The following is a 17,979-nucleotide window of genomic DNA, read 5'->3' as shown; positions in this document are numbered from 1 at the left end:
GCGGTGTGTCCTCAGCGGCGCTTATGCTCGGACCACACCTTCCCTCAGTCCAACAACAAGCAACGAGGTTTCCCATGCGCGAAGTGGTGATCGTCGACAGCGTCCGTACCGGCCTGGCCAAGTCCTTCCGTGGCAAATTCAACATGACCCGTCCGGACGACATGGTCGCCCATTGCATCGACGCGCTGCTGGCGCGCAACCACCTCGATCCGCTGCTGGTGGACGACTGCGTGGTCGGTGCCGGCTCCAACGAAGGCGCCCAGGGCCACAACATCGGCCGTAACGCCGCGGTACTGTCGCGCCTGGGCACCCACGTCGCCGGCATGACCCTGAACCGCTACTGCTCCTCGGGCCTGCAGGCCATCGCCATTGCCGCCAACCAGGTGGCTTCGGGTTGCAGCGACATCCTGGTGGCCGGCGGCGTCGAGTCCATCACCCTGACCATGGGCAAGCAGAACCTCGACAATTTCGTGAACCCGCGCCTGAAGGACGAGTTCCCCGGCATCTACTACCCCATGGGCCAGACCGCCGAGATCGTCGCCCGCCGCTACAACGTCACCCGCGAGCAACAGGACCTGTACTCCCTGCAGAGCCAGCAGCGCACCGCCCGCGCCCAGGCCGAAGGCCTGTTCGACGATGAAATCGTGCCGATGAGCGTGAAGTACCTGGTGGAAGACAAGGCCACCGGCGAGAAGAAAGTGCTCGACGGCGTGGTCGACCGTGACGACTGCAACCGCCCGGAAACCACCCTCGAAGGCCTGAACTCCCTCAAGCCGGTGTTTGCCGAAGACGGCTCGGTCACCGCCGGCAACGCCTCGCAACTCTCCGATGGCGCCTCGATGACCCTGATCATGAGCCTGGACAAGGCCCTGGAACTGGGCCTCAAGCCCAAGGCCTTCTTCCGCGGCTTCACCGTCGCCGGCTGCGAGCCGGACGAGATGGGCATCGGCCCGGTGTTCTCGGTGCCCAAGCTGCTCAAGGCCAAGGGCCTGCAGATTGCCGACATCGACCTCTGGGAACTCAACGAAGCCTTCGCCTCGCAGTGCCTGTACGCCCGCGATCACCTGGGCATCGACAACGAGAAGTACAACGTCAACGGCGGCTCCATCTCCATCGGCCACCCCTTCGGCATGACCGGCTCGCGCCAGGTCGGCCACCTGGTGCGCGAACTGCAGCGCCGCAACCTGCGCTACGGCATCGTCACCATGTGCGTGGGCGGCGGCATGGGCGCCACCGGCCTGTTCGAGGCCGTTCGCTGAAGCACGGCGGGCGAGGGCGCGGGCCCTTGCCTGGACGGCACCGACCGCTCCACGCAAGCGGCCCGGTGCCGATGAGAAACCCCCGGCGGTGACGCCGGGGGTTTTTCTTTGGGGGTGCAGGGGGGAATCGTGCTCGAGGTCTGCCGCTGGGGCGGGTTCGCGAGCAGGCTAGCTCCTCCGTTACCGGAAAGCCGCCGGCAACCTGCAGAAGCGCCCCATGGGCGCGAGCGCGGGCACGGCCCGCTCGTGCCAAGGTGTGACGGGCATTCTCTTGAGCAACAGAAAAACAAAACCCCGGCTGGCAGGCCGAGGTTCGTGTGGGTAGAAGCAGAAGAAGTTCAGCGTCCGGCGCGGGCGAACAGGTCGGATGCCTGCTGCATGCGGGTGATGTACAGCATGACCTCGCGCTCTGCATCGAAGCGGGTGAAGTAGGGGCCTTCGAGGGTCCCTTCGCGGGTGGAGAAGAAGTACTGGCCGTTGACCGCACTGATGCGGTCGCTTCGGTAATGGGTGGCCGCCTGGCCGTCGCCGACGCGTTGTCCCAACATAAGCTGACCTCCCGAACGAAAGGATTAATTGAATCGAGTGTATGTCGCAAAGCCCCGCCGTGCCTGGGCTACGGAGGAATGGCGACGAACGGCGGTCAATCGTTTCAGCGATGAAACACTCGTCTGCTGGGGCTTCACGCTCCCTTGACTATGCTCAGTGTCCGGCGGCGGTCGCCGCCGCGCAGGGTCGAGAAAAGTGATTGTTTTGGTTATAAGAAAATCAAAATATATTCTTTTTAATTCGTAATGACCTTGTGCATAGTGGTTACCAACACGAACAAGGAGAGACCCATGAGCTTGCGACTCGGCGACATCGCCCCCGACTTCGAACAGGAATCCAGTGAAGGCCGCATCCGTTTCCATGAATGGCTGGGCAACAGCTGGGGCGTCCTGTTCTCCCACCCGGCCGACTTCACCCCGGTGTGCACCACCGAGTTGGGCCTGACCGCCAAGCTCAAGGATCAGTTCGCCGCCAAGGGCGTGAAGGTGATCGCCCTGTCCGTCGACCCGGTGGACTCCCACGTGAAGTGGATCGAGGACATCAACGAGACCCAGAACACCGTGGTCAACTTCCCGATCATCGCCGACGCCGACCGCAAGGTGTCCGAGCTGTACGACCTGATCCACCCGAACGCCAACGACACCCTCACCGTGCGTTCGCTGTTCGTCATCGACCCGAACAAGAAGGTGCGCCTGACCATCACCTACCCGGCGAGCACCGGGCGCAACTTCAACGAGATCCTGCGCGTCATCGACTCGCTGCAGCTCACCGACAACCACAAGGTCGCCACGCCCGGCAACTGGCAGGACGGCGACGACGTGGTGATCGTGCCCTCGCTCAAGGACGAGGAAGAGATCAAGCAGCGCTTCCCCAAGGGCTATCGTGCGATCAAGCCCTACCTGCGCCTGACGCCGCAGCCGAACAAGTGATCCGAAGCGGCTGCGCGTCGGCCAGGCTGCGTTGCCAGCGACAGCGAGATGCTCATGTGCTGTAGCACACTCCGCTCTCACTGCCGCTGGCGCCTTGCCTGGCTCTAGCTCGCACGCTTCGGAGGCAGAAGTTTCAACCTCGAGCGGGACATCGGGCCGGTTGACCGGCCCATTTTTTATCCTTCATGCGCGGACCACGCCGCGCTTTTTTATTCAAGCTCTGACTTACCCGCCAAACGGGAAGAAGACGTCAGCCCACGCCAAGGAGAACGACCATGGGTCATTCCACCTGGCGCCGCAGCCTGGCCGTCGCTCTTCTCGCGAGCCTGCCGATCGGCGCCTACAACAGTCCCGCCCAAGCTGCCGACGCCCCGAAAGAGGTGCGCCTGGACTACGCCTACTACGCGCCAACCAGCCTGGTGCTCAAGCACTTCGGCTGGCTGGAGAAATCCCTCAAGCCGCAAGGCACCGAGGTGCGCTGGGTGTTCAGCCAGGGCAGCAACCGTTCGCTGGAATACCTCAACGCCGGCAGCACGGACTTCGCCTCCACCGCAGGTCTTGCCGCCGTGCTCAGCCGCGCCAACGGCAGCCCGTTGAAGACCGTCTACATTGCCAGTCGCCCGGAGTGGACCGCACTGGTGGTGCCCAAGGATTCGCCGCTGAAATCGGTAGCCGACCTCAAGGGCAAGAAGATCGCCGCCACCAAGGGCACCGACCCCTACCTGTTCCTGTTGCGCAGCCTGCAGCAGGCCGGGCTGGACAAGAACGACGTGGAGATCGTCCACCTGCAGCACCCGGACGGCCGCGCCGCGCTGGAGCAGGGCAGGGTGGACGCCTGGGCCGGCCTCGATCCGCACATGGCCGCCAGCGAGCTGCAGGCCGGTTCGCGCCTGCTGTACCGCAACGTAGACTTCAACAGCTACGGCGTGCTCAGCGTCACCGAGAAATTCGAGCAGGAGCAGCCGGAGCTGATCAAGCAGGTCATTGCCGCCTACGAAGAGGCGCGCCAGTGGGCCGTGGCGCATCCGGAAGAGACCGCGAAACTGCTCGCCGAGGAAGCCAAGCTGCCGCTGGAAGTGGCCAGGCTGCAACTCTCGCGCACCGACTTCAGCAAACCGTTGCCGGGCGCCGAGCAGGTTGCCGCGCTGAAGGCTGCCGCGCCGATCCTGGTCGATGAGCAACTGGTGCGTCCGGGCACTGACGTGACCGCTGTGGTAGATCAATTGATCGCCCCGCAACTGGCCGGTGAAGTGATCGGCAAGCCCGCCGTCGCCAAGGCGGAGCAGTAATCCATGCCAACCCAGAGCCTGCGCCTGGCCCGCCAGCGCCGCCCACTGAAACTGCGCTGGCCGCGGCTGAGCTGGCGCGCCTGGCTGGTGCCGCTGCTGCTGTGCGCGGCGCTGGAGCTGTCGGTGCGCGTCGGCTGGCTGGCCGAGCACCAGATGCCGGCGCCCAGCAGCGTTGCGCTGACGCTCTGGCAACTGGCCCAGGGCGAACTCTGGAAGCATGTCGCGGCCAGCCTGGCGCGAGTCGCGGCGGGCTTCTTCATTGGCGCGGCGGCTGCCGTGCTGATCGGCACCTGGGTTGGCCTGAGCCAGCGCGCCGAGGCCTATCTGGAGCCAACTTTCCAGGCGCTGCGGGCGATCCCCAGCCTCGCCTGGGTGCCCTTGCTGCTGCTCTGGCTGGGCATCGACGAAACCCCGAAGATCGTGCTGATTGCCCTGGGCGCCTTCTTCCCCGTCTACCTCTCGCTGGTGGCCGGCGTGCGCAACGTCGACCGCAAGTGGGTGGAACTGGGCCGGCTCTATCACCTGTCGCCCTTTGCCCTGGTACGGCGCATCCTCCTGCCGGCGGCGCTGCCGAGCCTGTTCACCGGCCTGCGTGGTGCGCTGAGCCTGAGCTGGATGTTCCTCGTCGCTGCCGAACTGATCGCCGCCACCCGTGGCCTGGGCTACCTGCTCAGCGACGGCCGGGAAACCTCGCGGCCGGACATCGTCATCGCCGCCATCCTCGTGCTGGCGGTGCTCGGCAAGCTCAGCGACAGCCTGCTCAAGGCGCTGGAGCAGCGCGCGCTGGCCTGGCGCGATACCTTCCTGGGTCAAGGAGACAACCGATGAGCGCCTTGCTGGAACTGCGTGATATCCGCAAGAGCTTCTCCGGCGTACGCGTGCTCGACGACGTCAGCCTGAGCCTGGCGCCGGGCGAGGTGGTCAGCCTGCTCGGCCCCAGCGGCTGTGGAAAAAGTACCCTGCTGCGCATTGCCGCCGGACTGGACGACGAGTTCGCCGGCTCGCTGGAGCGCAACCCGCTGTTGGGCTTCGGCCCGGACGGCGACACCGGCCGGGGCGGTGGTGGCGTCGGCGTGGTGTTCCAGGAGCCGCGCCTGCTGCCCTGGCTGACCGTGGCGCAGAACATCGGCTTCGCCGACGGCTGGCTGGCCGACGACCACCGCATCGAGCATCTGCTGCGCGATGTGGGGCTGGAAGGCAAGGGCGACCTGCTGCCCAAGCAACTCTCCGGAGGCATGGCCCAGCGTGCGGCCATCGCCCGTGGCCTCTATGGCCGGCCGCAGGTATTGCTGCTGGACGAACCCTTCAGCGCGGTGGACGCCTTCACCCGCATCCGCCTGCAGGACCTGATCCAGCAACTGGCGCTGGAGTACGACATCAGCATCCTGCTGGTCACCCACGACCTCGATGAAGCCTTCTACCTCAGCGACCGCGTCCTCCTGCTGGGTGGCACGCCCAGCCGCCTGCGCCGCGAATTCCCCGTGCCGCTGCCGCGCCCGCGCGACCGTCGCGCCGTGGAGCTGGCCTTCCTGCGTGGCGAAGCGCTGACCGAGCTGCACCAGTCCCACGTCATCTGACTGTGGTCTTCCCCCGAAAGATCGGCCCTTCGTAGGAGCGAGCTTGCTCGCGAACCGCTTGACGCCGGAGCTGGCCGGAGGGCATTCGCGAGCAAGCTCGCTCCTGCATTTAAAACAAAAATGCATAACTAAATGAATAAATAACATTTATTGGAATATAAGGTTGCCTGTTAAGGTCTATGCACATTGGTTAGCAGGCCGGCATTTGTACCGACCTGATCGTTATAAGGAAGCGTGCAGATGTATGTAGTCACCCTTGCCGGCAGCCCGAGCCAGCGTTCCCGTTCCGGTGTCCTCCTGGACATCGCGCGGAACTGGCTGCATGCCCACGGCGCCGAGGTGCGCTCCTACAGCGTGCGTGACTTCCCGGCCGAAGACCTGCTGCACGCTCGCTTCGACAGCCCGCGGGTGGTCGAGCTGATCGAGCAGGTCCTGCGCGCCGACGGCCTGGTGATTTCCACCCCGGTGTACAAGGCGTCCATCGCCGGTGCCCTGAAAGTCATTCTCGACCTGCTGCCGGAGCGGGCGCTGGCCCACAAGGTCGTGCTGCCCCTGGCAACCGGTGGCAGCAACGCCCACATGCTGGCGGTGGACTACGCGCTCAAGCCGGTCCTCGCCGCGTTGAAAGCCCAGGAAACCCTCCACGGCGTGTTCGCCGAGGAGAGCCAGGTGCACTACCCCGAGGGCAATACCCCGGCGCGCCTGGAATCGACCCTCGAACACCGACTGCTGGAATCCCTGGAACAGTTCCACGGCGCCCTGGCGCGCCGTCCGAAACCCATCGACCCGAACCTGCTCAACGAACGGCTGATCAACGCCCGCTGGAGCATCTGACAGGCAGACCCAACGCAGGCGAACGCCAAGCCCCGACCCGGCAGGCGGCAACTGCGAAAACCACTGCGTTTGAACAAAAACCAGGCCCTCACCGTCCCGCCAACGGGACCGCAGGTCCGGCAATCACACTCGACGAAGGATCACTCCCATGCGGACTCTTACTTTGCGTAGTGGACTGGCGGCCCTGCTGATCGCAGCCCTGTCCTACAACGTCCAGGCGGACGAACAACCCGGCACCCTGCGTATCGGTTATCAGAAGTACGGCACCCTGGTGCTGCTCAAGGCCCGTGGCACGCTGGAGAAACGCCTGGCCGAGCAGGGCGTCAAGGTGCAATGGACCGAATTCCCCGGCGGCCCGCAGCTGCTGGAAGGCCTGAACGTCGGCAGCATCGACTTCGGCGTCACCGGTGAAACCCCGCCGGTGTTCGCCCAGGCCGCTGGCGCCGATCTGGTCTACGTGGCCCACGAGCCGCCGGCGCCGACCAGCGAAGCGATCCTGCTGCCCAAGGACTCGCCAATCAAATCCGTCGCCGAGCTCAAGGGCAAGAAGGTCGCCCTGAACAAAGGCTCCAACGTGCACTACCTGCTGGTGCGTGCCCTGGAAAAAGCCGGCCTGAAATACACCGACATCCAGCCCGTCTACCTGCCGCCGGCCGACGCCCGCGCCGCCTTCGAGCGCGGCAGCGTGGATGCCTGGGTGATCTGGGACCCGTACCAGGCCGCCGCCGAGAAGCAGCTCTCCGCCCGTACCCTGGTGGATGGCACCGGTCTTGTGGATAACCACCAGTTCTACCTGGCGACCCGCCCCTATGCGAACAACCACCCGCAGGTGATCACCACCCTGATCGACGAAGTGCGCTCGGTGGGCGAGTGGTCGCAGCAGAACCCGCAGCAGGTGACCGACCAGGTTGCGCCGCTGCTCGGCCTGCCGGCGGACATCACCTTCACCGCGGTGAAACGCCAGGGCTACGGTGCCCAGCCGATCACCCCGGAAGTCACCGCCGCGCAGCAGAAGATCGCCGACACCTTCATCCAGCTGAAGCTGATCCCGAAGGCGCTGAGCATCAAGGACGTGGTGTGGACGGCTCCGGCCAAGGTCGCTACCGCCCAATGATCCGCTTGTAGGAGCGAGCTTGCTCGCGAACCCGCCCAGCTCCAGAGCTGCCGGGAGTCTGTTCGCGAGCAAGCTCGCTCCTACGAAGAACAGCAGCAACACGTACACCTACCCCTTCATCGCGCGGCTACGCCACGCCGGCGCGCTTATCTGGAGTTACTGCGATGAGTCTCAACATCTTCTGGTTCCTGCCGACCCACGGCGACGGCCACTACCTGGGCACCGCCGAAGGTGCCCGCGCCGTGGACCATGGTTATCTGCAACAGGTCGCCCAGGCCGCCGACCGCCTCGGTTTCGGCGGCGTGCTGATCCCCACCGGCCGCTCCTGCGAGGACTCCTGGCTGGTTGCCGCCTCGCTGATCCCGGTGACCCAGCGCCTGAAGTTCCTGGTCGCCCTGCGCCCAGGCATCATTTCCCCGACCGTGGCCGCCCGCCAGGCCGCAACCCTCGACCGGCTCTCCGGCGGGCGCGCGCTGTTCAACCTGGTGACCGGTGGCGACCCGGACGAACTGGCCGGTGACGGCCTGCACCTGAGCCACGCCGAGCGCTACGAAGCCTCGGTCGAGTTCACCCGCATCTGGCGCCGTGTGCTGGAAGGCGAGACCGTCGACTACGACGGCAAGCACCTGCAGGTGAAGGGCGCCAAGCTGCTCTATCCGCCGATCCAGCAGCCGCGTCCGCCGCTGTACTTCGGGGGCTCCTCCGATGCCGCGCAAGACCTCGCCGCCGAGCAGGTCGAGCTGTACCTGACCTGGGGCGAGCCGCCGGCCGCCGTCGCCGAGAAAATCGCCCAGGTGCGCGAGAAGGCCGCCAAGCAGGGCCGCAGCGTGCGCTTCGGCATCCGCCTGCACGTGATCGTCCGCGAGACCAACGACGAAGCCTGGCAGGCCGCCGACCGCCTGATCTCCCATCTCGACCAGGACACCATCGACCGCGCCCAGGCTTCGCTGGCGCGCTTCGATTCCGTCGGCCAGCAACGCATGGCCGCCCTGCACGGCGGCAGCAAGGACAAGCTGGAAGTCAGCCCCAACCTCTGGGCCGGCGTCGGCCTGGTCCGCGGCGGCGCCGGCACTGCGCTGGTGGGCGATGGCCCGACCGTGGCGGCGCGCGTGAAGGAGTACGCGGAGCTGGGCATCGATACCTTCATCTTCTCCGGCTACCCGCACCTGGAAGAGTCCTACCGAGTCGCCGAACTGCTCTTCCCGCACCTGGACCTCGCCCAGCCCCAGCAACCGCAGGCACGTGGCTACGTCAGCCCGTTCGGCGAGATGGTCGCCAACGACATCCTGCCCAAGGCCGCTTCGGCGAGCTGAGGAACCGGCGCGGCGGATGACGCCAGGGCGTCATCCGTCTGGTTGTAGGAGCGGGCCATGCCCGCGATGCGTGAGAGCAGAAGATGAGCAACACGAAGGTCAATTCAATCGCCCAGCGCCTCGCGCCCTGGGCCCTGCCGGTGGGCCTGGTGCTCATCTGGCAACTGGCGGTGGAATTCGGCTGGCTGTCCAGCCGCATCCTGCCGGCACCCAGCGCGGTGGCCGAGGCCGGCTACCACCTGGTGGTCAGCGGCGAGCTGTGGCAACACCTGGCGATCAGCACCTGGCGCGCTGCCGTCGGCTTCGTCATCGGCGGCAGCATCGGCCTGGTGCTGGGGCTGATCACCGGCCTGTCGAAGTGGGGCGAACGCTTCCTCGACAGCTCGGTGCAGATGATCCGCAACGTGCCGCACCTGGCGCTGATCCCGCTGGTGATCCTGTGGTTCGGCATCGACGAGTCGGCGAAGATTTTCCTGGTCGCCCTTGGCACGCTGTTCCCGATCTACCTCAACACCTACCACGGCATCCGCAACATCGACCCGGGCCTGCTGGAAATGTCGCGCAGCTACGGGCTGTCCGGCTTCGCGCTGTTCCGCCAGGTGATCCTGCCCGGCGCGCTGCCCTCGATCCTGGTCGGCGTGCGCTTCGCCCTGGGCTTCATGTGGCTGACCCTGATCGTCGCCGAGACCATTTCCGCCAACTCCGGCATCGGCTACCTGGCGATGAACGCCCGCGAATTCCTGCAGACCGATGTGGTGGTGCTGGCGATCCTGCTCTACGCCGTGCTCGGCAAGCTGGCTGACCTCGCTGCTCGTGGCCTGGAACGCGTCTGGCTGCGCTGGCACCCGGCGTATCAGGTGAAAGGAGGTGCGGCATGAACGCAGTGAATCAGTTGCCGCAACAACTCAAGAAAGGCATCCCGCTGGTGCTGGAAGGCGTGCGCAAGCGCTTCGGCGAGCGCGAAGTCCTCAAGGGCATCGACCTGCGGATTCCCGCCGGCCAGTTCGTCGCCATCGTCGGCCGCAGCGGCTGCGGCAAGAGCACCCTGCTGCGCCTGCTGGCCGGGCTGGATGAAACCAGCGACGGCCAACTGCTGGCCGGCTCCGCGCCGCTGGAAAGCGCCCGCGAAGAAACCCGCCTGATGTTCCAGGACTCGCGCCTGCTGCCCTGGAAGCGGGTGATCGACAACGTCGGCCTCGGCCTGAAGGGCGACTGGCGCGGCAAGGCGCTGGAAGCGCTGGAAGCCGTGGGCCTGTCCGACCGCGCCAACGAGTGGCCGGCCAGCCTGTCCGGTGGCCAGAAGCAGCGCGTGGCCCTGGCCCGCGCGCTGATCCACCAGCCGCGCCTGCTGCTGCTCGATGAGCCGCTGGGTGCGCTGGATGCGCTGACCCGCATCGAGATGCAGCAACTGATCGAAGGGCTCTGGCAGCAGCACGGCTTCACCGTGCTGCTGGTCACCCACGACGTCGCCGAGGCCGTGGCCATCGCCGACCGGGTGATCCTCATCGAGGACGGCGAGATCGGCCTGGACCTGAATGTCGAACTGCACCGCCCGCGCGCCCGTGGTTCGGCACGCCTGGCCGCGCTGGAAGCCGAAGTGCTCGAACGCGTGCTGTCGCTGCCGGCGCAGCCGCCCGAGCCGGAACCCGTATCCCCACTGCCCACGCAACTGCGCTGGGCACTCTGATCCAACGTTCACACGTGTAACGCCATTCCCCAAGGAGAAACGCCATGACCATCAAAGCCATCAACGTCCGCAACCAGTTCAAAGGCACCATCAAGGAAATCGTCGAAGGCGACGTGCTGTCGGAAATCGACGTGCAGACCGCCGCCGGCATCGTCACCTCGGTGATCACCACCCGTTCCGTGAAAGAACTGGAACTGGCCATCGGCAGCGAAGTGATCGCCTTCGTGAAATCCACCGAGGTGTCCATCGCCAAGCTCTGAATGCGGCGCTGGAAGACAACGGGCAGTCCGGAAACGGGCTGCCCGTTTTCTTTCTGGGCCGCTTGTGGTTTTCCCAATGGGCGTAGGAGCGGACTCCGTCCGCGATGTGCCACCGGCCCGCTCGGAGCGGCCGGAAATCGATCGCGGACGGAGTCCGCTCCTACCCCAAGCCCACCTTTGTGCGGGCTAGAGCAATTGCTCTACTTCCCCTAGACTCCGCTCAAACCAACAAGAGAAAGGAGTCCCGCATGTCCCTGAGTCCCTCTGCCTTCGCGTTGCTCGGCCTGGTCGCCTGGACCGTGCTGCTGGTCCTGCTGCTGGTCAACCAGCGTGGCCTGCTGGTGATGAGTGGCCGCATGAAGGTCAACGTCTTCGCCGCCGACGGCAGCAACACCCCCGGCACTTTCGGCCAGCGCCTGGTGCGTGCCCACGCCAACTGCGTGGAGAACGTGCCGCTGTTCTGCGCGGTGCTGCTCTATGCGATGGTCACCGACCAGGTGCTGATCACCGACCCCCTGGCGCCGACTCTGCTGGTGGCGCGCATCGTCCAGTCGGTGGTGCATCTGCTCAGCACTTCCGCGCTGGCGGTGTGGGTGCGCTTCGCTGCTTTCTTCGTCCAGCTGATCATCCTGATCTGGTGGCTGCTGCGTCTTTCCACCCTGATCTGAGTGGGGACCGGAACAGTTGCGCAACGCAACTGTTCCTATGGGGCGATACCGCCATGACTTAGCATGGCGGACCGCACACGCGTCGAGGCTCCCATGCACGTTTCATCCGGCCGCTGGCAATTCGGCCTGTTCCTGGCCCTGGTCACCGCCGTTCTCTGGGGCATTCTGCCGATCAAGCTCAAGGAGGTCCTGAAGGTCATGGACCCGATCACCGTCACCTGGTTTCGCCTGGTGGTGTCCGGTGGTCTGCTGCTGATCTACCTGGCCTTCACCCGCCAGCTGCCACGTTTCTCGCCACTTGGTGCGCGCGGCAAGGGATTGGTGCTGCTGGCCATTCTCGGCCTGACCGGCAACTACGTGTGCTACCTGATCGGCCTGCGCATGCTCACGCCGGGCACCACCCAGCTGGTGATCCAGATCGCGCCGATCCTGCTCCTGCTGGGCAGCCTGTTCGTCTTCAAGGAGAGCTTCAGCATCGGCCAGGCGCTGGGGCTTGCCGTACTCATCTTCGGTTTCGGGCTGTTCTTCAACCAGCGCCTGGCGGAACTGTTCAGTTCGCTGGGCGAGTACACCACCGGCGTGCTGATCGTGGTCTTCGCTGCCTTCATCTGGACGTTCTACGGCCTGGCACAGAAGCAACTGCTGACCCAGTGGACTTCGGTGCAGGTGATGATGGTGATCTACCTGGGCTGCGGCGCGTTGCTCACGCCCTGGGCGCATCCGCTGGAAGCGCTGGACCTCTCGCCGCTGCAGGGTTGGCTGCTGCTGGCCTGCTGCCTGAACACCCTGGTGGCCTACGGCGCCTTCGCCGAGGCGCTGGCGCACTGGGAAGCCTCGCGGGTCAGCGCGACCCTGGCGATCACCCCGCTGGTGACCTTCGCCTCGGTGGCGCTGGCTGCCTCGCTGTGGCCCGAGTTCGTCCTGCCCGAAGACCTCAACGGGCTGGCCTATGTCGGCGCGCTGCTGGTGGTCAGCGGCTCGGCACTGACCGCGCTGGCGCCTTCACTGTTGCGCAGTTACCGGGCGCGCAGGGCGCGCATCGCCAACCTTTGAATCCCCCGAAGGCCGCCGTGAGGCGGCCTTCTGCTATCCAGCGCTCGCGTTCGGCTTCATTTTCGCAAATGATATGTATTATCATTTGTGCAATTCGATGGTTGTCGAGGCCCAGTGCCTCGGTTCGGGGGCGACGTGGTAGCGGGCAACAGCGGGGCAGGGCGGCGACGCCGGGAGGCGTGGGTCGATGGATGAGCGTTTCTCCCGTTCGGTGTCCCAGGCCTATCGCTCCTTCCACGGCGAACTCCTGCGCTTCCTGCGCAAGCAACTGGGCAGTTCGGCGGACGCCGCCGACCTCGCCCAGGACGCCTTCGCCCAGTGGCTCAAATCCTCCTCGCGGCATGAAGTGGAGCAGCCGCGCGCCTTCCTGTTCCAGGTCGCGCGCAACCTGCTGCGCGACCACTGGCAGCGCTCCCGGCGCTTCTCCAGCGAGCCGGAAGAGGCCCTCGACAGTGACCAGCAACCGGCCGCCGAAGGAGGCGAACCCGTGGTGCAGTTCGAGCGACAACGCTATCTTCGCCAGCTTTCGAAGGCGCTCGACAGCCTCCCGCCGCGGCGCCGCGAGGCCTTCATCCTGCACAAGTTCGATGGCCTGTCGCAGCCGGAGGTGGCCAGGCGCATGGGGATTTCATTGAGCATGGTGGAGAAGCACGTTGCCAGCGCGCTGCTGCATTGCAAGCGTCAGGTTCAGGGAGAGGGCGAAGCATGACGCCGCAGGAAGAACGCCAGCAGGTGATCGACGAACTGGCCGCCAAGTGGTTCAGCCGCCAGCGCGCGGGCGCCTGGGATGCCCGCGAGCGCCAGGCCTTCGCCGACTGGCTGGCGGAAGACCCTGCCCATGAATCCGCCTACCGTGAGATCGAGCAGTTGTGGCGCGATCTCGACCAGGTTCGTCGGCCCGCCATCGCATCTAGCCGTCGCCCGGCATTGCCCTGGCGCGGGCTCGCGGCTGCCAGCGTGTTCTGCGCGGCGTTGCTGCTGGCCAACGACTTCAGCGGCGGCCGCCTGGCCGATCCACAACAGGTGCAAACCACCGCTGCGGGCGAGCAGCGCGAGGTGACGTTGGCCGATGGCACGCGGGTTTTCCTCGCGGGGGATTCGTCGTTACGCGTGGACTTCTCGGATGCTTTTCGCGACGTGCAATTGTTGCGCGGCGAGGCTTATTTCGAAGTCACCCACGATGTTGGCCGGCCCTTCCGGGTGACCTCCGGTGACAGCCGTGTGCGTGTCCTCGGCACCGGCTTCGATGTACTCCGAGAAGACGCAGGGCTGACTGTCGCGGTACGCCACGGCAAGGTGGCCCTGCAGGCGAAACTCGCTGCGCGGGACGAGCAGACCCTGACCGCGGGTGATCGCGCCCAGCTTGCCGCCGGGGCAGGGGCGGCGCAGATCGACCGCGTGCCTGTCGCCTCCATCGCCGCCTGGCGCGACGGCATGCTCGCCTTCCGCAACCAGCCGCTGGGGGCGCTGGTGGACGAGCTGTCGCAATACCGCGCCGCGCCCATTCGCCTGGGCGACGAGCGCCTGGCGCAGAAGCCGATCTCCGGCAACGTGCGCCTGGCGCGCCCGGACGACTTCCTCGCCGCCCTGCCGGTGCTGCTGGATGTGCGCGTGCAGCGCAAGGCCGATGGCAGCGCCGTCATCCTCCCACGCTGATTTCCCCTTGTAGGAGCGGGCCATGCGCGCGATCGCGGGNNNGGCCCGCTCCTACAGGGTGCACCGGCGCTGCCACGAGCGTAGGAGCGGACTTTGTCCGCGATGACTTCCAGCGCGAGGCGGGGCCGATCGCGGACGGAGTCCGCTCCTACCCAACCGGCTCACACGTGCCGAAAATCTTTCTTGAGAAATATTTTTATTTGCAGGTGTGGGTTTTTCTCGAATGAAGGTCTTCCCCGTCATTCGCTGCGAAACGCGCAGCGCTTTTCGACCCTGGGGAGGGCCTTGCATGCAGTCTCGTTTCAACTTCCCGTTCGCGCGCCCGCTGGGCTGCGCCGTGCTGCTCGGCAGCCTGATGATGGCCGAGTACAGCCGCGCCGCCGACTGGCAGGTCGACCTGCCGGCGCAGGCGCTGAGCGAGTCCATCGGCAGCCTGTCGCAGCAGGCCGGCGTGCAGGTGCTCTATGACGCCTCCCAGCTGGAAGGTCTCACGGCGCCCGCGGTAGCCGGCCGCTACAGCATGCGCGAAGCCCTGGAACACTTGCTCAAGGGCTCGTCGCTGGAGCTGGTGGAGGCGGGCGACGGCTTTGTCGTGCGGCGCTCCGGCAAGGTCGACAAGTTCAGCGACAACGCCATCGAGCTGGACTCGCAGACCATCGTCGGCAGCGGCCTGTCGGTGGACTCCAGCAATGTCGGCCGTTCGACCCTGACCCGCAAGGACATCGAGCGCATCCAGGCCGACAACATTCCCACCCTGCTGCAGACCTTGCCCGGCGTGACCATGGGCGGCTCGCCCAAGCCGGGCGGGCAGACCGTCAACATCTGGGGCCTGGGCGATGCCGAGGACGTACCCTTCACCCTCGACGGCGCCACCAAGAGCGGCTTCGAGCGCTACCAGCAGGGCACCGTGTTCATCGAGCCGGAGCTGATCAAGCGCATCGAAGTGGAGAAGGGCCCGCACTCCGTCTACAACGGCAACGGCGGCTTCGGCGGCACCGTGCACATGGAGACCAAGGACGCACCGGATATGCTGCGTGACGACCAGAACGTCGGCGCCATGCTCAAGTACGGCTACCACTCCAACGACCAGCAGAAGATCTACAGCGGTGCCGTCTACGGCCGTACCGAGGACCGCAAGGTCGATGCGCTGGCCTACGTCACCGCCCGCGACGGCCGCGACATCAAGCTCGCCGGGCACATTCCCGACCCGAACAACAACTACCCGATCAACCCCAGCCGCCTGCCCAACAGCGCCCAGGACCTGGATGCCGGGCTGTTCAAGCTGAACCTGCATCCCAACCTCGACAACGACATCAGCCTGGCCTACAGCCGCTCCCACAGCACCCGCTGGACGCCGTTCTCCTCGGCCTCCTACCCGACGCCACCGACCCAGTCGAGCATCGATCGCTACGGCTACGAGGCGGCGCTCAAGCGCCTGCTGGCGCACCGCGACACCACCGACACCACCTGGTCCGGCAAGTACGAATACCACCCGATCGACAACCCGCTGATCGACCTGATGGTGCAGTACTCCGAGTCGCACATCGACCAGACCGACGAGCGCAATCCGGACGCCTTCTTCCAGGTCTCCACCGGTGGCCGCAAGATGGACACGGACTACAAGGACAAGGTGCTGGAGCTGCGCAACACCAGCCTGTTCGCCACCGGCCCGGTGCAACACGCGTTCACCGTGGGGACGCAGTTCCACCGCCATACCCGCACCACCGACATGTACATCCCCGGCTCCACCTACAACACCGCGCGCTACAACTACGGCCACTTCCAGCCGACCTTCATGCCCAGCGGCAAGCAGAACACCAACAGCGCCTACATCCAGGACGCGCTGACCCTGGGCAGCGTGACCATCACCCCGTCGCTGCGCTTCGACCACGTGCGCAACCAGGGCAAGGACAACGACGCGCCGATCTACAACAACGCCGCCCAAGGCCACGACTACAGCTCGCAGACCTACAGCGGCTGGTCGCCGCGCCTGTCGCTGTTCTGGACCGCCACCGAGCGCCTGGGCTTCTTCGCCGACTACAGCCGTACCTGGCGCGCGCCGGTGATCGACGAGATGTACGAGGTGCAGAACAGCAGCACGGTCAGCGCCACCAGCCGCGACCTCGACCCCGAGCGCATCCACGCGCTGCGCTTCGGCTCGTTGGTCAACCTGCCCGACCTGTTCATCAACGGCGACAACCTGCAGGTACGCACCACGCTGTTCCAGAACAAGATCAAGGACGAAATCTTCCGCACCCGCAGCGTCGGCTGCGAACAGCAGGCCATCGACAACGGCACCATCTCCGGCAGTTGCGGTGACTACCTGCCGCTCTCCAACTACCGCAACCTGCCGGGCGTGACCTACAAGGGCTTCGAAATCGAGAGCTTCTACGACAGCCCCTGGCTGTTCGGCGGGCTGTCGTATTCGTGGGTGACCGGCAAGCACGACGGGGCCTACAGCAACCCCTGGGGCCCGAACGTGTGGGCACGCGATGTGCCGCCGGCCAAGTGGGTCGCCACCCTGGGCACCAAGATCCCGGCGTGGGACGCGCAGATCGGCTGGCAGGGCGAGTTCGTCCGCCAGACCGACCGCCTGCCCAGCGACAAGTATTCCGGCGGCATGGGCACCAGCGTCGGCGACATCTTCTGGGACCAGACGGTCAACGACAGCTACGACACCCAGCGCGTCTTCGCCAGCTGGAAGCCGCGCCGCCTGGGCCTGGAAAACACCGAGCTGAACTTCACCGTGGACAACCTGTTCAACCGCGATTACCACCCCGCGCTGGCCGGCGACAGCGTCTACAGCCAGGGGCGCAACGCCAAGTTCAGCCTTACCCAGTACTTCTGAGCCCTGCTCGGTATGTGATCGCGCTTTCGGCCCGGTAGAACGGAACGCTTTACCTGCCGACAACGCCTGCGCTTTGGCACGTGATCGATTGTAGGAGCGAGCTTGCTCGCGAACGGATTGCCCGGCAGCAGCGGAGCAGGGCGGGTTCGCGAGCAGGCTCGCTCCTACAGACAGGCCGAGCACCCATGAAAACGGGCGCCATAAGGCGCCCGTTTCGTGTCAGCAATGCAGGATGAATCAGGCAGAAGCCGGACGCACCACGCGGTAAACCAGCGCACCGATCACGCCGCCCACCAGCGGGCCGACCCAGAACAGCCACAGCTGCTTCATGAACAGTGGGTCGGCGAAGATCGCCACGCCCAGGCTGCGCGCCGGGTTCACCGAGGTGTTGTCGATCGGGATGCTGATCAGGTGGATCAGCGTCAGCGTCAGGCCGATGGCGATCGGCGCGAAGCCCGCCGGGGCCAGCTTGCTGTCGGTGGCGCCCATGATCACGAAGAGGAAGAAGGCGGTCAGCAGCACTTCGATGGCCAGCGCCGACTGCATGCTGTAGCCGGTGGGCGAGCCCTCACCGAAGCCGTTGGCGGCAAAGCCGGCCAGCGCGTCGAAGCCCGGCTTGCCGGAAGCGATATAGAACAGCACGGCGCCGGCGAGCACGCCGCCAATGACCTGGGCAACGATGTACGGCACCACGTCCAGGGTGCGGACACGACCGCCGGCCCACAGGCCGAGGGTGACGGCAGGGTTGAGGTGACAGCCGGAGATCGGGCCGATGGCATAGGCCATGGTCACGACCGTCAGGCCGAAGGCCAGGGCAACACCCAGCACGCCAATGGCGTGGGCCGCGAAGATGGCGCTGCCGCAACCACCGAACACCAGCCAGAACGTGCCGATCATTTCGGCGGAAAGTTTGCGAAGCATGCTGCCTCCAGAGGCAAGAGGA

The 17,979-nt window shown here is 65.9% G+C and carries 18 protein-coding genes; 16 read left to right on the top strand and 2 right to left on the bottom strand.

Going from position 1 to position 17,979, the window contains the following annotated elements; translation table 11 throughout:
* The first annotated feature begins 74 nt into the window (after nucleotides 1–74).
* Entirely contained in the window at nucleotides 75–1,259 is a 1,185-nt protein-coding gene (locus tag UB43_RS14975) for a thiolase family protein (protein ID WP_045212302.1), read from the top strand.
* A gap of 338 nt (nucleotides 1,260–1,597) precedes the next feature.
* Here UB43_RS14975 and UB43_RS14970 read toward each other — a convergent pair whose 3' ends face one another.
* The gene (locus UB43_RS14970) at nucleotides 1,598–1,807 is read right to left on the bottom strand and encodes a DUF6316 family protein (protein WP_045212300.1); all 210 of its coding nucleotides are present in this window, start codon (nucleotides 1,805–1,807) and stop codon (nucleotides 1,598–1,600) included.
* Nucleotides 1,808–2,098: 291 nt separating this feature from the next.
* Here UB43_RS14970 and UB43_RS14965 point away from each other — a divergent pair, with 291 nt between their 5' ends.
* From UB43_RS14965 to UB43_RS14895, 15 genes are all read left to right on the top strand, one after another.
* Nucleotides 2,099–2,737, top strand: a complete 639-nt coding sequence (locus tag UB43_RS14965) for a peroxiredoxin (RefSeq protein ID WP_045212297.1) — start codon at nucleotides 2,099–2,101, stop codon at nucleotides 2,735–2,737.
* A gap of 275 nt (nucleotides 2,738–3,012) precedes the next feature.
* Nucleotides 3,013–4,026, top strand: a complete 1,014-nt coding sequence (locus UB43_RS14960) for an aliphatic sulfonate ABC transporter substrate-binding protein (protein WP_156160416.1) — start codon at nucleotides 3,013–3,015, stop codon at nucleotides 4,024–4,026.
* A 3-nt stretch (nucleotides 4,027–4,029) separates the two neighbouring features.
* The gene (locus UB43_RS14955) at nucleotides 4,030–4,854 is read left to right on the top strand and encodes an ABC transporter permease (protein WP_045212295.1); all 825 of its coding nucleotides are present in this window, start codon (nucleotides 4,030–4,032) and stop codon (nucleotides 4,852–4,854) included.
* Nucleotides 4,851–5,603: an ABC transporter ATP-binding protein gene (locus tag UB43_RS14950; RefSeq protein WP_017517646.1), complete on the top strand. Its 753-nt coding sequence runs from the start codon at nucleotides 4,851–4,853 to the stop codon at nucleotides 5,601–5,603. The genes UB43_RS14955 and UB43_RS14950 overlap by 4 nt, the downstream gene beginning before the upstream one ends.
* Before the next feature lie 240 nt (nucleotides 5,604–5,843).
* Entirely contained in the window at nucleotides 5,844–6,437 is a 594-nt protein-coding gene (ssuE, locus tag UB43_RS14945; RefSeq protein ID WP_045212292.1) for an NADPH-dependent FMN reductase, read from the top strand.
* 148 nt (nucleotides 6,438–6,585) lie between these two features.
* Nucleotides 6,586–7,551 carry a sulfonate ABC transporter substrate-binding protein gene (locus tag UB43_RS14940; protein ID WP_045212289.1) on the top strand — a complete coding sequence of 322 codons (966 nt, stop codon included), beginning with the start codon at nucleotides 6,586–6,588 and terminating at the stop codon, nucleotides 7,549–7,551.
* 164 nt (nucleotides 7,552–7,715) lie between these two features.
* Entirely contained in the window at nucleotides 7,716–8,864 is a 1,149-nt protein-coding gene (gene ssuD / locus UB43_RS14935) for an FMNH2-dependent alkanesulfonate monooxygenase (RefSeq protein WP_045212286.1), read from the top strand.
* An 83-nt stretch (nucleotides 8,865–8,947) separates the two neighbouring features.
* A complete protein-coding gene (gene ssuC, locus UB43_RS14930; protein WP_045212284.1) occupies nucleotides 8,948–9,742 on the top strand; it encodes an aliphatic sulfonate ABC transporter permease SsuC in 795 nt (264 codons plus the stop codon).
* Nucleotides 9,739–10,551: an aliphatic sulfonates ABC transporter ATP-binding protein gene (gene ssuB, locus UB43_RS14925; protein ID WP_045212283.1), complete on the top strand. Its 813-nt coding sequence runs from the start codon at nucleotides 9,739–9,741 to the stop codon at nucleotides 10,549–10,551. The genes ssuC and ssuB overlap by 4 nt, the downstream gene beginning before the upstream one ends.
* 44 nt (nucleotides 10,552–10,595) lie before the next feature.
* Nucleotides 10,596–10,811: a molybdopterin-binding protein gene (locus UB43_RS14920; protein ID WP_017517652.1), complete on the top strand. Its 216-nt coding sequence runs from the start codon at nucleotides 10,596–10,598 to the stop codon at nucleotides 10,809–10,811.
* A gap of 248 nt (nucleotides 10,812–11,059) precedes the next feature.
* Nucleotides 11,060–11,479 (top strand): MAPEG family protein, encoded by a 420-nt coding sequence (locus UB43_RS14915; protein ID WP_045212281.1) that lies wholly within the window; start codon nucleotides 11,060–11,062, stop codon nucleotides 11,477–11,479.
* Between the two features lie 93 nt (nucleotides 11,480–11,572).
* Nucleotides 11,573–12,532 carry a DMT family transporter gene (locus UB43_RS14910; protein ID WP_045212278.1) on the top strand — a complete coding sequence of 320 codons (960 nt, stop codon included), beginning with the start codon at nucleotides 11,573–11,575 and terminating at the stop codon, nucleotides 12,530–12,532.
* 187 nt (nucleotides 12,533–12,719) lie between these two features.
* The gene (locus UB43_RS14905; protein WP_045212275.1) at nucleotides 12,720–13,241 is read left to right on the top strand and encodes a sigma-70 family RNA polymerase sigma factor; all 522 of its coding nucleotides are present in this window, start codon (nucleotides 12,720–12,722) and stop codon (nucleotides 13,239–13,241) included.
* Nucleotides 13,238–14,188, top strand: coding sequence for a FecR family protein (locus tag UB43_RS14900; protein WP_045212272.1), 951 nt, complete (start codon nucleotides 13,238–13,240; stop codon nucleotides 14,186–14,188). The genes UB43_RS14905 and UB43_RS14900 overlap by 4 nt, the downstream gene beginning before the upstream one ends.
* A 289-nt stretch (nucleotides 14,189–14,477) precedes the next feature.
* Nucleotides 14,478–17,036 carry a TonB-dependent receptor gene (locus UB43_RS14895; protein ID WP_045212269.1) on the top strand — a complete coding sequence of 853 codons (2,559 nt, stop codon included), beginning with the start codon at nucleotides 14,478–14,480 and terminating at the stop codon, nucleotides 17,034–17,036.
* Between the two features lie 237 nt (nucleotides 17,037–17,273).
* On the opposite strand, the gene aqpZ is transcribed toward UB43_RS14895, so the two are convergent.
* Nucleotides 17,274–17,957, bottom strand: a complete 684-nt coding sequence (aqpZ, locus tag UB43_RS14890) for an aquaporin Z (protein ID WP_045212267.1) — start codon at nucleotides 17,955–17,957, stop codon at nucleotides 17,274–17,276.
* Nucleotides 17,958–17,979 lie beyond the last annotated feature (22 nt).

Origin of the sequence: Pseudomonas sp. 21 (assembly GCF_000955805.1) — a bacterium.
Lineage (GTDB): Bacteria > Pseudomonadota > Gammaproteobacteria > Pseudomonadales > Pseudomonadaceae > Pseudomonas.
Note: the sequence above shows the minus strand (reverse complement) of the source record. Positions and strands in the feature narration are given on the sequence as shown.